Raw genomic sequence first — 14369 nt, forward strand, 5'->3', positions numbered from 1 at the left:
ATCCACGATGGGCGCCTTTTCCATCCGCTCAGGTTGCTGATTTATGTTCGAAACCCTTCTGCAAAGTCTGGGGCTTGCCTCCTTCAGTCTGCACGGCTTCGGCCCGTTGCTGCTGCAAGGCACCTGGATGACCATCAAATTATCGGCGATGTCGCTGCTGGTGGCCGTGTTGCTCGGTCTGCTCGGCGCCAGTGCCAAACTGTCGAAAGTCAAACTGGTGCGCCTGCCCGCCCAGCTCTACACCACGCTGATTCGCGGCGTGCCGGACCTGGTACTGATGCTGCTGATTTTCTACAGCCTGCAAACCTGGCTGACCACGCTGACCGATTACATGGAATGGGAATACATCGAGATTGACCCGTTCAGCGCCGGCGTGCTGACGCTGGGCTTCATCTATGGCGCCTACTTCACCGAAACCTTCCGCGGGGCCATCCTCGCCGTGCCCCGTGGTCAGGTCGAAGCGGCCACCGCTTATGGTCTTAAACGCGGCCAGCGCTTTCGCTTCGTGGTGTTCCCGCAAATGATGCGCTTCGCCCTGCCGGGCATCGGCAATAACTGGATGGTCATGCTCAAGGCCACCGCGCTGGTGTCGATCATCGGCCTGGCCGATCTGGTCAAGGCTGCGCAGGACGCCGGCAAAAGTACCTATCAGCTGTTTTACTTTCTGGTCCTTGCGGCGTTGATCTATCTGCTGATCACCAGCGCCTCGAACTTCATTCTGCGCTGGCTCGAACGCCGCTACGCTGCCGGCGCCCGGGAGGCCGTGCGATGATCGAACTCTTGCAGGAATACTGGAAAGCCTTCCTTTATACCGACGGCCAGAACATCACCGGCCTGGCGATGACGATGTGGCTGCTGACCGCCTCGATCTGCATCGGCTTTATCGTCTCGATTCCGCTGTCGATCGCCCGCGTCTCGCCGCACTTCTATGTTCGCTGGCCGGTGCAGTTCTACACCTACCTGTTCCGCGGCACGCCGCTCTATATCCAGTTGCTGATCTGCTACACGGGGATCTACAGCCTTGCCTCCGTGCGCGAACAGCCGATCCTCGACAGTTTCTTTCGCGATGCGATGAACTGCACGATCCTCGCCTTCGCCCTCAACACCTGCGCGTACACCACGGAGATTTTCGCCGGAGCGATTCGCAGCATGAACCACGGCGAAGTCGAAGCGGCCAAGGCGTACGGCCTGACCGGCTGGAAATTGTATGCCTACGTGATCATGCCGTCGGCGCTGCGCCGCTCGTTGCCTTATTACAGCAACGAAGTGATTCTGATGCTGCACTCGACCACGGTGGCTTTCACCGCGACCATCCCCGACATCCTGAAAGTCGCTCGGGACGCCAATTCGGCGACCTTCCTGACGTTTCAGTCGTTCGGCATCGCCGCGCTGATCTACCTGACCATCACCTTCGCCCTGGTCGGCCTGTTCCGCCTCGCCGAACGCCGCTGGCTGGCCTTCCTCGGCCCGACTCACTAGGACTCTTTTGTAATGCGCCACAAGATTCATGACTTGCTGGCCCCGCTGCCGGGGACCGCACGGCAGATTCACAGCTTCCACTTCGGCCCGGAGCAGGCCAAGGGCAAGGTTTATATCCAGTCCTCGCTGCATGCCGACGAACTGCCGGGCATGCTCGTCGCCTGGCACCTCAAGCAACGCCTGGCGGAGCTGGAAGCGGCCGGCCGCCTGCGTAGCGAGATCGTGCTGGTGCCGGTAGCCAACCCGGTCGGCCTCGAACAAGTGCTGATGGATGTGCCGCTGGGCCGCTATGAGCTGGAGAGCGGGCAGAACTTCAATCGCTGGTTCGTCGACCTCAGTGAAGAGATCGGCAACGCCATCGAAGGTCAACTGAACGACGACCCGCAGCACAACCTCGAACTGATTCGCGCCAGCCTGCGCCACGCGCTCGCCCGACAGACCCCGACGACGCAATTACAGTCTCAGCGCCTGACCCTGCAACGGCTGGCCTGCGACGCCGACATGGTGCTGGACTTGCACTGCGACTTCGAATCGGTGGTGCATCTTTACACCACGCCTGAAGCGTGGCCGCAGGTCGAACCTCTGGCGCGCTACATCGAGTCTCGGGCGAGCCTGCTGGCCACCGATTCCGGCGGCCAGTCGTTTGACGAATGCTTCACCCTGCTGTGGTGGCAACTGAAAGAACGTTTTGCCGAGCAGTTCGACATTCCGCTGGGCAGTTTCTCGGTCACCGTCGAGTTGCGCGGTCAGGGTGACGTCAACCATCCGATGGCCAGTCGCGACTGCCAGGCACTGATCGATTATCTGGTGCAGTTCGACGCCATCGTCGGCGAAACCAAACCGCAACCACCGCTGCCATCCCCGGCCACGCCGCTGGCCGGCGTGGAACCTGTGACCACACCGGTCGGCGGCCTGCTGGTGTACTGCGCGGCGCCCGGCCAATACCTGGAAGCCGGACAGCAGATTGCCGAAATCATCGACCCGATCCACGACAAGGTCACCCCCATTCACTGCACCGCCGCCGGCCTGCTGTATGCGCGCTCGCTGCGGCGCATGGCCACTGCCGGCATGGTCATCGCCCACGTCGCAGGCGCCGAAGCCTATCGCAGCGGTTACCTACTTTCGCCTTGAGGATGCTCGTCCCATGTACAAACTGACCGTTGAAGGCCTGCACAAAAGCTATGGCGATCATCAGGTGCTCAAAGGCGTTTCGCTCAAGGCCAGAACCGGCGACGTGATCAGCCTGATCGGCGCCAGCGGCTCGGGCAAAAGCACCTTTTTGCGCTGCATCAACTTTCTCGAACAACCCAACGACGGCGCCATGAGCCTCGACGGCCAGGCGATCCGCATGGTCACCGATCGCCACGGCATGCACGTGGCGGATGCCGATGAACTGCAACGCCTGCGCACACGGCTGGCGATGGTGTTCCAGCATTTCAACCTGTGGAGCCACATGACCGTGCTGGAAAACATCACCATGGCCCCACGCCGGGTGCTGGGCTGCAGCAAACAGGAGGCCGAGGACCGCGCCCGCCGGTATCTGGACAAGGTCGGCTTGCAGGCACGGGTTGCCGATCAATACCCGGCCTTTCTTTCCGGTGGTCAGCAGCAACGCGTGGCCATTGCCCGGGCGCTGGCGATGGAGCCGGAAGTGATGCTGTTCGATGAACCGACCTCGGCGCTCGATCCGGAATTGGTGGGTGAGGTGTTGAAAGTGATTCAAGGCTTGGCCGAGGAAGGCCGGACGATGATCATGGTCACGCACGAGATGAGCTTTGCGCGCAAGGTGTCCAGCCAGGTGCTGTTTCTGCATCAGGGCCTGGTGGAAGAAGAAGGTGCGCCGGAAGAAGTGCTGGGCAATCCGAAAAGCGAACGCCTGAAGCAATTCCTGAGCGGAAACCTGAAATAACGCCATACACATTCCCTGTAGGAGTGAGCCTGCTCGCGATAGTGGTATGTCAGTCACATCAATGCTGGATGTGATGACGCTATCGCGAGCAGGCTCTCCTACAGGGGGCGGGGCGAGCCAAAAAGTTAAACTTGCCCCCCCGCTTCGCTGTCTCTGAAACAACCCCTCCAGAGCGCACGCAGCCGGCATGGCGAGATCCCCCGACCACGCAAAAATCTGGTTCAACGCCCGCGACTGGAAGCCGTTTGCCTTTCAGAAACAGGTGTGGGCGGCGGTGAAAAACGGCGAATCCGGGTTGCTCCACGCCAGCACCGGCGCCGGTAAAACCTATGCGGTGTGGTTTGCCGCGCTCAACCGCTTCGCCCGCCTGCAACCGCCCGAGGCTACACCGCGCAAACGCAAACCGCCGGCCGAGCCGTTGACGGTGCTGTGGATCACGCCGATGCGCGCCCTCGCCGCCGATACCGCCCGCGCGCTGCAAATCCCGGTGGATGATTTACAGATTCCGTGGTCCATCGGCCTGCGCACCGGCGATACCAGCAGCAGCGAACGCGCCCGCCAGGGCCGACGTCTGCCGACGACGCTGATCACCACCCCGGAAAGCCTGACTCTGCTACTGGCCCGCGCCGATGCGCGCACCGCGTTGTCGACCCTGCGCATGATCGTCGTGGATGAATGGCACGAATTGCTCGGCAACAAACGCGGCGTGCAATTGCAACTGGCCCTCGCCCGCCTGCGGCATTGGCAGCCGGAACTGATCGTTTGGGGCGTGTCCGCCACCCTCGGTAATCAATCCCACGCCGAGCAAGTGCTGATCCCACAGGGCGGCGGCATCAGTGTTCAGGGCAAAAGCGAAAAAAACCTGCTGGTCGACACCCTTCTCCCGCCGGCCATCGAGCGTTTTCCCTGGGCCGGGCATATCGGTCTGAAGATGCTGCCGCAGGTGGTCGCCGAACTGGACGCTTGCGCCAGCAGCCTGGTGTTCACCAACACCCGGGCGCAATCGGAAATCTGGTATCAGGCACTGCTTGAAGCGCGGCCGGATTGGGCCGGGCTGATAGCCTTGCACCACAGTTCGCTGTCGCGCCAGACCCGTGACTGGGTCGAACAGGCCCTGAAGAATGGTCAATTGAAAGCCGTGGTGTGTACCTCAAGCCTGGACTTGGGTGTGGATTTCTTGCCGGTCGAGCGCGTGTTGCAGATTGGCTCGGCCAAAGGCGTCGCGCGTTTGATGCAGCGCGCCGGGCGCTCCGGCCATGCACCGGGACGCACGTCGCGCGTGACGCTGGTGCCGACCCACAGCCTGGAGCTGATCGAAGCGGTCGCGGCTCGTGATGCCGTCGAGCAACGCCGCATCGAACCGCGCCTGTCGCCGGAAAAGCCTCTGGATGTACTGGTGCAACATTTGGTCAGCATGGCCCTTGGCGGTGGGTTTATTCCTCAAGATTTGTACAAACAAGTCCGTGGCGCCTGGGCCTACCGCGACCTGACACCTGCCGACTGGGCCTGGGCGCTGGCTTTCGTACGCCATGGCGGGATGTCGCTGACGGCTTACCCGGATTACCGCCGGGTCGAGCCGGATGAACATGGCGTCTGGCGGGTGCCGGATGCTCGTCTGGCGCGACGCCACCGAATGAGCATCGGCACCATTGTCAGCGACGCGAGCATCAATCTGAAGTTCTGGAGCAAGGGGGGTGGGGGTAAACAGTTGGGCAGTGTCGAGGAAGGCTTCATCGCTCGACTCAAACCCGGCGATGGCTTCCTCTTCGCTGGCCGCCTGCTGGAACTGGTACGGGTGGAGAACATGACCGCCTACGTCAAGCGCAGCACCGCGAAAAAAGCCGCGGTGCCGCGCTGGAATGGCGGTCGCATGCCGTTATCCAATGAACTGGCCGAAGCGGTGGTCGCGCGTTTCAGCGCGGCAGCCCGTGGTGAGTTTGCCGGCCCGGAAATGCAGGCGCTGCGACCGCTGCTGGAAACACAGATGCGTTGGTCCGGCTTGCCTACCAGCGAGAATCTGCTGGCCGAGGTGCTGAAATCCCGCGAGGGCTGGCACCTTTTCCTCTACCCGTTTGCCGGGCGCCAGGTGCATTTGGGCCTGGCGAGTCTGCTGGCATGGCGGGTCAGCCAGCGCCAGCCGGTGACCTTTTCGATAGCGGTGAATGATTACGGGCTGGAACTGCTCAGCGCCACGCCGCTGGATTGGGCGACGCATCTCGACGCACGACTGTTCAACGCCGATGACCTGTTGCTGGATGTGCTGGCCAGCCTCAATGCTGGCGAGTTGGCGCTGCGCCGTTTTCGCGAAATTGCGCGCATTGCCGGACTGGTGTTCGCCGGTTATCCCGGTGCACCGAAAAGCACCCGCCAAGTGCAAGCGTCGAGCGGCTTGTTCTTCGAAGTGTTCAAACAATACGACGCCGACAACTTGCTGCTGGCGCAGGCCGGGGAAGAAGTCCTGCGCGAAGAGCTGGATATTCTTCGCCTGGAACAGACATTGGAACGCATCAAGCGGATGAAACTGGACGTGCATCAGGTTAAACGTCCTACCCCGCTGGGATTCCCCCTGCTGGTGGAGCGGATGCGCGAAAGCATGAGTTCGGAAAAACTCGCGGACAGGATCAGAAGAATGGTTGGAGATCTGGAAAAAACCGCTGACAAGGCGCAGTCAGCATGAGCGCGGCGTACCCGGTGCGTCTGGCAGGCGAAGAATTGTGGCTGCTGCCGGAGAAGGCGTTGTACTGGCCAGCGCAGGAGGCCCTGCTGATTGCCGACGTGCATTTTGGCAAAGCAGCGGCCTATCGCAGCCTTGGTCAGCCAGTGCCGCATGGCACCACTGCGAGCAATATCGCGGTGATCGACGCGCTGCTGGCGAGGCTGCCGTGCCGCCAGTTGATCTTCCTAGGGGATTTTCTCCATGGCCCTGGCTCGCATGCGCCGGCCACGCTGAGCGCATTAGCCGAATGGCGAGCTCGGCACACCGCGTTGCCGATGACGCTGATTCGCGGCAATCACGACAAGCGCGCCGGCGATCCACCGGCCTCGCTGAACATTCGTGTGGTGCCCGAGCCCATGCTGCTGGGGCCGTTCGCCTTACAGCACGAGCCGGACCCGCATCCGGAGCGACACGTCCTCGCCGGGCACGTACACCCCGTTTATCACTTGCATGGCAAGGGACGGCAACGGCTAAGACTGGCGTGCTTCAGGCTGGGCGAACAGGTCAGCCTGCTACCGGCCTTCGGCGCGTTCACTGGCGGCTATGCGGTCGAGCGGGACGACACCTGCAGGATTTTTGTCATCGGTGACAACGAAATATGGCCCGTCAACTGAAGTCCTCACCGACCTCGATAGACGAGCCATCGACCTACAGGCAAATCAGGCGACAGGCGCCGGAGGCGGTTCGTCCGGCAGTGTCGGTTCACCCGGTTCGGTCGGCTGTTCGTTGGGAGTATCGGGATCGGGCTGACCCGGCACGCCAGACAGGTTCAAAGACGGATTCGCCAATAACGACCAGGCCAGGACGCCTATCTGATTGGGCTCAAGCCTTGCCAGTTCAGCGCTGATTCGCGGATCGATCTTCATAGGGCACTCCTCATTGAAGGCCCGTATTTGTCTGTAACAAAAACGGGCAGTACACCCCATAGAGTGTCTGCCCGCCAAAGAATTCCCGACGCCCGTCGGATGGCAAATCAGGTACGCGGCAATGTCACGCCACGCTGGCCCTGGTACTTGCCGCCACGATCCTTGTAGGACACTTCGCATTCCTCATCGGACTCGAGGAAGAGCATCTGCGCCACGCCTTCATTGGCGTAGATCTTCGCCGGCAGGTTGGTGGTGTTGGAGAATTCCAGGGTCACGTGACCTTCCCACTCAGGCTCGAGCGGGGTGACGTTGACGATGATGCCGCAACGCGCGTAGGTGCTTTTACCCAGGCAGATGGTCAGCACATTGCGCGGAATGCGGAAGTATTCAACGGTGCTGGCCAGCGCGAAGGAGTTCGGCGGAATGATGCAGACATCGCTGTGAATGTCGACGAAGCTGCCGGCGTCGAAATTTTTCGGGTCGACAATGGCGGAGTTGATGTTGGTGAACACCTTGAAGTGGTTAGTGCAGCGCACATCGTAGCCGTAGCTCGACACGCCGTAGGAAATCACCCGGCTGTCATCGCTGCCGCGCACCTGGCGCTCGACGAACGGTTCGATCATGCCGTGTTCCTGCGCCATGCGGCGAATCCACTTGTCCGATTTGATGCTCATGGCGGGTTTGTCCTGAATAGCGAGGTGGAAAAATTCTGTCCGGCATCTTACCGGGCGCGCCGCTGCGTTCAAAGTGCACATCGCAATTCTCGGCGAACACCCCGTAATTACGCGTTCTGGCGACGAACTGGCAGACCGTCGATCCCGAAATCGGAGAAACCTTCGCAAGAACCATTGGCACGTTCCTGAAAAAGGGTTAAGGTGGCGTCACTGTGTTGCTTGTGTCACTGAGAATCTCTACACGATATGTTGAATTTCGATCCAACCATCTACAAGAATTTTTCCTGCTCTTTGCACTCAGTCTCGGCCAGGGTTCTTCCTGAGTCGCAGTTATCTTTGTTCAAGGAGTTACACCATGTCTAATCGCCAAACCGGTACCGTTAAGTGGTTCAACGATGAAAAAGGCTTCGGCTTCATCACCCCACAATCCGGTGACGACCTGTTCGTTCACTTCAAAGCTATCCAATCCGACGGCTTCAAAAGCCTGAAAGAAGGCCAACAGGTTTCTTTCATCGCTACCCGCGGTCAGAAAGGCATGCAAGCTGAAGAAGTACAAGTTATCTAACTTGTAGCGTCTTTAGAAAAAAGCCCCGCCCTTAAAAGCGGGGCTTTTTTGTGGGCGCCTGTTTTGTTCAGGCAAAAAAATCGCAGCGCGAAAGGCTGCGATTTTATGTTTGTGCTTTACCAGGCCACGCCAAACCCAGCGGTGTAGCGCGTCTTGTTCAAATCCGCATCGTTGGTGCCGCTGATAATGTCGCGCTCGGCCTTGAGGTTCAGCGATGCCCAGTCAGTGACCTTGTAACGCAGCCCCAACTCGGCGTCCAGCGCGTAATCAGCTACACCCGACAATGGCTTGCCGACCTCACCGTTGGTGAAGAACTCAACCTTCTTGCCAATCAGGTAGCGGTTGTAATCCCATTTCATGGCAACGGAATAGAAGTTGTCCTTGCTGCCATCGCGGTATTCGTAATCGGTGCGGTTGAGCAGCGAACCCAGCGAGAACGCGCCCAGCTCGTCATCCCAGAACTGGTAGCCCGGACCGGTACCGACCACACGCTGGCGCGCCAGCTCTTCGATATGATCGCGCTTGTAGTTCAGGCGCCCTTGCCAGAACCACTGATCGGTCAGGAAGCGGTCGAGGGAGTATTCGGCACGCCAGTTGTTGGTGGTGGTTTCCGTATCCTGTACTTCGCGGTTGTACTCGCCTTCAGCGGTATGCCGCCAGCGGCCATGACGCGCCGAAGTCTTGAAGCCGACATCGTAGTCGTCGGTGTCCTTCTCCGCGCGCTGATAGTCCAGCGCCAGGTCGACATTGCCCTTCCACACCAGGTCGGTAACGATCGGCTTGGGCTTGAGAATCTGCTGAATGCTGGCCAGCTCGACAGTTTTCGGCGCATCACCGTTAGCCAGCGTGACTTTGCCGTCATCCGCCGCGGTGAGCGACTTCGATACTTCACCGGTGTAGGCGTCCTGCTTGACCAGCAGGTGCTGATCGCTATCGAGGGTCTTGACCTCTTTCCAGTCAATCGCGACCGCACCGGCATATTTGGTCTGGATCAACAGCTTGCCGCCATCGAATACCGTGATAGTGCCGCTCAGCTTGTCGCCGTTTTTCAACCAGACGGTGTCGGCAAGCAGGGGCGTGGACGTGCTGCAAACAGCGAGGCACAACAGGGTTCTGGAGAACATAAGCGGGTCAGGGGCTCAGAGTTGGCGAAAAAAAGTCGGCATTATCCGCAGGATCCTGCCCATGACAAGGACTGACCGGACTATTTCTATTGAGTTCATTTCTCATCTGCCCGATCACGGATTACCCTTGGGACATCAATCACGACGATGCTCAGGAACCCGGCCCGTGACAGACGCGATCCATGCCCACGAGAGCGAAGCGCAAATCCGACGCACGGCGCTCTACTCGACCCTCGCGCAAGTGCCTGAAGGCAAAGTGGTCAGCTACGGCCAACTGGCTGAACTGGCGGGGCTGGGACGCGCCGCCCGCTGGGTCGGCCGCACCTTGAGCCAGTTGCCGAGCGATACCAGACTGCCCTGGCACCGTGTGCTGGGCGCCGGTGGGCGGATCAGCCTGCCGGTGGGCAGCCCTTCCGGCGATGAACAAAGGGCGCGATTGCGCATGGAAGGCATTACCGTCCTGAACAATCGTGTGGATATTCAGCGTCATGGCTGGCGTCCGGTAGAGCACAGCGGTTAGAGTGCGCGCTTTGTTTTCGCAATTTTGAGGCAGACTTCAGCCCATGCCCCGTAAAACCTGGCGCGCCGCGCTCGCCGCCTATGCCAGTCCTTCGACGCTCGTGCTGTTGTTGCTCGGTTTTGCTGCCGGCCTGCCGTACATGCTGGTGTTTTCAACGCTTTCCGTCTGGCTGCGTGAAGCCGGTGTGGCCCGAGAAACCATCGGCTATGCCAGCCTGATCGGTCTGGCTTATGCGTTCAAATGGGTCTGGTCGCCCCTGCTCGACCAATGGCGCCTGCCGTTGCTGGGCAAGCTGGGCCGTCGTCGTTCTTGGCTGGTGCTCTCGCAGGCGCTGGTGATTCTCGGACTGATCGGCATGGGCTTCTGTGATCCACAGAAACACTTGTCCTGGCTGATCGCGATTGCCGTCGTCGTCGCGTTCGCCTCTGCCACCCAGGATATTGCGGTCGACGCCTATCGCCTGGAAATCGCCGACGACAGCCGCCAGGCCGCCCTTGCCGCCAGTTACATGTCCGGCTACCGCGTCGCCGCCCTGCTCGCCACCGCCGGCGCCTTGTTTTTCGCCGAAGGTTTCGGCTCCACCGGTTTCAACTATAAACACGCAGCCTGGACCGGCACTTATGTCCTGTTCGGCGCCTTGATGGTGCCCGCACTGTTGACCACGCTGTTCATGCGTGAGCCGCCCGTGCCGCTGCGCACGCAGTTGCAGGCCGGGCGTTACACGTTCATGCACCAATTGATGTCGGTGTTTGTGCTGATCATTTTGCTGGTGTCGGTACCGGCGATGTTCACCCAGCTGTACAACACCGATTTCGCCGGCGTGCTGTTCGGCGACATGAGTCCTCTGGACCTGCTGCTCGAAGACCGCGCCTTCCTGCGCGCCATTCTCTATACGCTGCTTACCGGCCTGTGCCTGTCGGCCATGGGCCGGCGAGGATTGGCGCCGGTGCTGACACCGATCAATGACTTCATCCTGCGTTATCGCTGGCAGGCCCTGCTGCTGCTGGGCCTGATCGCCACCTATCGCATGTCGGATACGGTGATGGGCGTAATGGCCAACGTGTTCTACATCGACCAGGGCTTCACCAAGGACCAGATCGCCAGTGTCAGCAAGATCTTCGGCCTGATCATGACCCTTGTCGGGGCTGGCATGGGCGGCCTGTTGATCGTGCGTTTCGGCATCCTGCCGATTCTGTTTATCGGCGGCGTAGCCTCGGCGGGGACCAACCTGTTGTTTGTGATGCTTGCCGACATGGGCCCGAACCTGCAAATGCTGGTGGTGACCATTTCCCTCGACAACTTCAGCTCGGGCCTGGCCACGTCGGCGTTCGTCGCCTACCTGTCGAGCCTGACCAACCTGAAGTTCTCCGCCACGCAATACGCCCTGCTCAGCTCGATCATGCTGCTGCTGCCACGCCTGATGGGTGGCTATTCCGGGGTGCTGGTGGAAAAATTCGGCTATCACAGCTTCTTTCTTATCACCGCACTGCTCGGCGTACCGACACTGATCCTTATTGCGCTGCACTGGTTTCAGGAAAGCCGCCGCGAAGGCCCGACGCCGACGCCCGAGCCTGCCGCGGCCCCGGTCAGCGAAGAGTCGTAAGACGTTTCATCGGCGGCGGGAGGAATCCTGCCGTCGTACCGCCCCACCGACCGCACGCCTGTACGTCGGCAGCACTCGCCGGTACACTGCTGCGTCATTTCCAGTCATAGCAACCGACAACGGCCAACCATGCGCACCAGTCAATTTTTGCTCGCCACACAGAAAGAAACGCCTTCCGATGCGGTCGTGATCAGCCATCAGCTGATGCTGCGCGCCGGCATGATCCGCAAGCTTGCCTCGGGCCTGTACACCTGGCTGCCGATGGGCCTGCGAGTCATGCGCAAGGTCGAAGCCATCGTTCGCGAAGAAATGAACGCTGCCGGTTCTCTGGAAGTGTTGATGCCGAGCACCCAACCGGCCGAGCTGTGGCAGGAATCGGGGCGTTGGGAAGAATACGGCCCTGAGCTGCTGCGCATCAAAGACCGCCACGGTCGCGATTTCTGCGCGGGCCCGACCCACGAAGAAGTCATCACCGATCTGATGCGCAACGAGTTGAGCAGCTACAAACAGCTGCCAATCAACCTGTACCAGATCCAGACCAAATTCCGCGATGAAATCCGTCCACGCTTCGGTTTGATGCGCGGCCGCGAATTCATCATGAAGGACGCCTACTCGTTTCACGCCGATCAAGCCTCGCTGCAGGTCACCTATGACCGCATGCATCAGGCGTACTGCAACGTGTTCACGCGTCTGGGCCTGAAATTCCGTCCGGTTGAAGCCGACAACGGCTCGATCGGCGGCGCCGGCTCCCACGAGTTCCATGTGCTGGCCGAGTCCGGCGAAGACGATATCGTTTTCAGCAACGGTTCCGACTACGCGGCGAATATCGAAAAAGCCGAAGCGGTGCCACGCGAGACCTCGCGCCCTGCACCGACCGAAGAACTGCGCCTGGTCGACACACCGGATACCAAAACCATCGCGGCCCTGGTGGAAAAATTCAATCTGCCGATTGAAAAGACCATCAAGACGCTGATCGTCCACGCTGAAGAAGAAGGCAAGCTGATCGCGCTGGTGATTCGTGGCGATCACGAACTGAACGAGATCAAGGCGGCCAACCAGCCAGGCGTTGCCAGCCCGCTGGTCATGGCGTCGGATGCCGAACTGCGTGACGCCATTGGCGCCGGCGCCGGCTCGCTCGGCCCGCTGAACCTGCCGCTGCCGATCATCATCGATCGCTCGGTGGAGATGATGAGCGACTTCGGCATTGGCGCGAACATCGACGACAAGCACTACTTCGGCGTGAACTGGGAGCGTGATCTGCCGATTCCGACCGTCGCCGACCTGCGCAACGTGGTCGCCGGCGACCCAAGCCCGGACGGCAAGGGCACGCTGGAAATCAAGCGCGGCATCGAAGTCGGGCACATCTTCCAGCTGGGCAACAAGTACAGCAAGGCGATGAAGTGCGAAGTGCTGGGCGAGAACGGCAAGCCGGTGACCCTGGAAATGGGCTGCTACGGCATTGGCGTGTCGCGCGTGGTGGCTGCCGCCATCGAGCAGAACAACGACGAAAACGGCATCATCTGGAGCGACACCCTGGCGCCGTTCCAGATTGCCCTGGTCCCGCTGCGCTATGAAACCGAACAGGTGCGCGAGGCCACCGACAAGCTGTACGCCGAACTGACGGCGGCCGGCTTCGAAGTGCTGCTGGACGATCGCGACAAGAAAACCAGCCCGGGCATCAAGTTCGCGGACATGGAGCTGATCGGCATTCCACACCGGATCGTGGTCAGCGACCGCGGCCTGGCCGAAGGCAACCTGGAATACAAGAGTCGTACCGAAGGCGAGGCGCAAGCGTTGCCGGTGGCCGACGTACTGTCCTTCCTGCAGGCCCGTATCCGCCGCTGAAACCAGTAGAGACGTCATGTTCAAGCGAAACACCTTAGGCCTCGGTGGCGCCGCCCTGTGCGGCGCCCTGCTGGTCAGCGGCTGTGCCAATCACATGTCCCAACGCAGCGAGCACGAGGAGCGGGTCGAGCGTAAATTGCTCGACCACAGCCTGCAGATAGATGTCGGCGAGCCCAAGGTGCTTGAGCTGCCGCAGCGGCGTGTGAAGATCAACGAACAGAAGACTTTCGAAGTCACCGAGTTCGAAGTCACCCGCCGTTACGACCGCTACACGCCGTACCAACCCTGGCGCGAAGTCTACGAGATTCCGCTGGGCGCGGTGGCGGTGGTCGGCGGTGTCGGCGCCAACGTGGTCAACGTGTTTGCCCTCGGCAACCTGCCCGACAGCATCACCCGGGACTGGCTGAGCTACGGTTTCGCCGGGCTCAACCCGCTCATGAACGTGCAGTCCAACGGCCGCGCGCAGCAGAACCTGGCGGGCATCGATGAAGTTCAGCGCGACAAGCGCACGGAGTATTCGAGCCTGCCATGGAGCGAGCGCCCGGTGCAGGTCAAGGCCGGCAAGCAGACCTTCGACATGACCACCGATCGCAACGGCGTGCTGCGCCTGAATCTGCTCGACAGCCCATTTGCCGAAAATGACCTCAATCATGTCGGCCGATTGCAGATCAGCGTGGAAGATGCCAAGGACGACGTGCATTCCGATTCGACCTTGATGATCAGCACTCACCTGCGGGGCAAGTTGCTGGAGGCGCACGGGCTGATTTATGACGATCTGGAAGACGACGAAGTGAGCCAGTGGGTACACCGGGTCAAGCGTCTGTCGGAACTGGGTCTGGAAGAAGAAGCCAGCGAACTGGAACAAAGCCTGATCGAACTGACGCGCAACGATCCTGAACTGCAAACCGAGTTTCTCAAGGCGTTGACCAAGGATGCCGGGCGTTTAGTGGCTGATCCTGGACCGAATTAAAAGCAAAAACCAAGAGCTTCGCGAGCAAGCTCGCTCCCACAGGCTTTGTATACGACACAGACCCAATGTGGGAGCGAGCTTGCTCGCGAAAGCGTCAT

The 14369-nt window shown here is 60.5% G+C and carries 14 protein-coding genes; 11 read left to right on the forward strand and 3 right to left on the reverse strand.

Annotated features, from left to right (window positions below):
- The first annotated feature begins 43 nt into the window (after window positions 1–43).
- The 6 genes from HU739_RS11450 to pdeM all read left to right on the forward strand — a co-directional run bounded on the left by HU739_RS11450 (window position 44) and on the right by pdeM (window position 6718).
- Complete coding sequence (locus HU739_RS11450; RefSeq protein ID WP_186552421.1) at window positions 44–772, forward strand: ABC transporter permease; 729 nt, start codon at window positions 44–46, stop codon at window positions 770–772.
- Entirely contained in the window at window positions 769–1479 is a 711-nt protein-coding gene (locus tag HU739_RS11455; RefSeq protein WP_186552420.1) for an ABC transporter permease, read from the forward strand. Before HU739_RS11450 ends, HU739_RS11455 begins: the two co-directional genes overlap by 4 nt.
- Before the next feature lie 12 nt (window positions 1480–1491).
- The gene (locus HU739_RS11460; RefSeq protein ID WP_186552419.1) at window positions 1492–2610 is read left to right on the forward strand and encodes a succinylglutamate desuccinylase/aspartoacylase family protein; all 1119 of its coding nucleotides are present in this window, start codon (window positions 1492–1494) and stop codon (window positions 2608–2610) included.
- A gap of 13 nt (window positions 2611–2623) precedes the next feature.
- Entirely contained in the window at window positions 2624–3388 is a 765-nt protein-coding gene (locus HU739_RS11465) for an ABC transporter ATP-binding protein (RefSeq protein ID WP_186552418.1), read from the forward strand.
- Window positions 3389–3575: 187 nt separating this feature from the next.
- Window positions 3576–6065, forward strand: coding sequence for a ligase-associated DNA damage response DEXH box helicase (locus tag HU739_RS11470; RefSeq protein ID WP_186552417.1), 2490 nt, complete (start codon window positions 3576–3578; stop codon window positions 6063–6065).
- Window positions 6062–6718, forward strand: a complete 657-nt coding sequence (gene pdeM / locus HU739_RS11475; RefSeq protein ID WP_186552416.1) for a ligase-associated DNA damage response endonuclease PdeM — start codon at window positions 6062–6064, stop codon at window positions 6716–6718. Before HU739_RS11470 ends, pdeM begins: the two co-directional genes overlap by 4 nt.
- Window positions 6719–6763: 45 nt before the next feature.
- Here the strand turns inward: pdeM and HU739_RS11480 are convergent, their stop codons facing one another.
- Window positions 6764–6970 carry a hypothetical protein gene (locus HU739_RS11480; protein ID WP_186552415.1) on the reverse strand — a complete coding sequence of 69 codons (207 nt, stop codon included), beginning with the start codon at window positions 6968–6970 and terminating at the stop codon, window positions 6764–6766.
- Window positions 6971–7077: 107 nt separating this feature from the next.
- Window positions 7078–7644: a dCTP deaminase gene (gene dcd / locus HU739_RS11485; RefSeq protein ID WP_007904652.1), complete on the reverse strand. Its 567-nt coding sequence runs from the start codon at window positions 7642–7644 to the stop codon at window positions 7078–7080.
- Between the two features lie 355 nt (window positions 7645–7999).
- Here dcd and HU739_RS11490 point away from each other — a divergent pair, with 355 nt between their 5' ends.
- Window positions 8000–8209 (forward strand): cold-shock protein, encoded by a 210-nt coding sequence (locus tag HU739_RS11490; RefSeq protein ID WP_002554837.1) that lies wholly within the window; start codon window positions 8000–8002, stop codon window positions 8207–8209.
- Window positions 8210–8325: 116 nt separating this feature from the next.
- Here the strand turns inward: HU739_RS11490 and HU739_RS11495 are convergent, their stop codons facing one another.
- On the reverse strand, window positions 8326–9333 hold the full coding sequence (locus HU739_RS11495) for a DUF481 domain-containing protein (protein ID WP_186552414.1): 1008 nt from the start codon (window positions 9331–9333) through the stop codon (window positions 8326–8328).
- Between the two features lie 166 nt (window positions 9334–9499).
- Between HU739_RS11495 and HU739_RS11500 the strand changes: the two genes are divergently transcribed.
- From HU739_RS11500 to HU739_RS11515, 4 genes are all read left to right on the forward strand, one after another.
- Window positions 9500–9853 carry an MGMT family protein gene (locus HU739_RS11500; RefSeq protein WP_186552413.1) on the forward strand — a complete coding sequence of 118 codons (354 nt, stop codon included), beginning with the start codon at window positions 9500–9502 and terminating at the stop codon, window positions 9851–9853.
- 43 nt (window positions 9854–9896) lie between these two features.
- Complete coding sequence (locus HU739_RS11505) at window positions 9897–11456, forward strand: AmpG family muropeptide MFS transporter (protein ID WP_186552412.1); 1560 nt, start codon at window positions 9897–9899, stop codon at window positions 11454–11456.
- Window positions 11457–11585: 129 nt separating this feature from the next.
- Window positions 11586–13301, forward strand: coding sequence for a proline--tRNA ligase (locus tag HU739_RS11510; RefSeq protein WP_186552411.1), 1716 nt, complete (start codon window positions 11586–11588; stop codon window positions 13299–13301).
- Between the two features lie 16 nt (window positions 13302–13317).
- The gene (locus tag HU739_RS11515) at window positions 13318–14271 is read left to right on the forward strand and encodes a hypothetical protein (protein WP_186552410.1); all 954 of its coding nucleotides are present in this window, start codon (window positions 13318–13320) and stop codon (window positions 14269–14271) included.
- Window positions 14272–14369 lie beyond the last annotated feature (98 nt).

It is taken from the genome of Pseudomonas hamedanensis (assembly GCF_014268595.2).
In the GTDB taxonomy this organism is placed as follows: Bacteria; Pseudomonadota; Gammaproteobacteria; order Pseudomonadales; family Pseudomonadaceae; genus Aquipseudomonas; species Aquipseudomonas hamedanensis.

Bases quoted from the DNA above. Each gene is read 5' to 3' on its own strand.
- pdeM (WP_186552416.1), top strand. From the start codon at position 6,062: ATGAGCGCGGCGTACCCGGTGCGTCTGGCAGGCGAAGAATTGTGGCTG.
- HU739_RS11450 (WP_186552421.1), top strand. From the start codon at position 44: ATGTTCGAAACCCTTCTGCAAAGTCTGGGGCTTGCCTCCTTCAGTCTG.
- dcd (WP_007904652.1), bottom strand. From the start codon at position 7,644: ATGAGCATCAAATCGGACAAGTGGATTCGCCGCATGGCGCAGGAACAC.
- HU739_RS11510 (WP_186552411.1), top strand. From the start codon at position 11,586: ATGCGCACCAGTCAATTTTTGCTCGCCACACAGAAAGAAACGCCTTCC.
- HU739_RS11455 (WP_186552420.1), top strand. From the start codon at position 769: ATGATCGAACTCTTGCAGGAATACTGGAAAGCCTTCCTTTATACCGAC.
- HU739_RS11460 (WP_186552419.1), top strand. From the start codon at position 1,492: ATGCGCCACAAGATTCATGACTTGCTGGCCCCGCTGCCGGGGACCGCA.
- HU739_RS11465 (WP_186552418.1), top strand. From the start codon at position 2,624: ATGTACAAACTGACCGTTGAAGGCCTGCACAAAAGCTATGGCGATCAT.
- HU739_RS11515 (WP_186552410.1), top strand. From the start codon at position 13,318: ATGTTCAAGCGAAACACCTTAGGCCTCGGTGGCGCCGCCCTGTGCGGC.
- HU739_RS11490 (WP_002554837.1), top strand. From the start codon at position 8,000: ATGTCTAATCGCCAAACCGGTACCGTTAAGTGGTTCAACGATGAAAAA.
- HU739_RS11495 (WP_186552414.1), bottom strand. From the start codon at position 9,333: ATGTTCTCCAGAACCCTGTTGTGCCTCGCTGTTTGCAGCACGTCCACG.
- HU739_RS11505 (WP_186552412.1), top strand. From the start codon at position 9,897: ATGCCCCGTAAAACCTGGCGCGCCGCGCTCGCCGCCTATGCCAGTCCT.
- HU739_RS11470 (WP_186552417.1), top strand. From the start codon at position 3,576: ATGGCGAGATCCCCCGACCACGCAAAAATCTGGTTCAACGCCCGCGAC.
- HU739_RS11480 (WP_186552415.1), bottom strand. From the start codon at position 6,970: ATGAAGATCGATCCGCGAATCAGCGCTGAACTGGCAAGGCTTGAGCCC.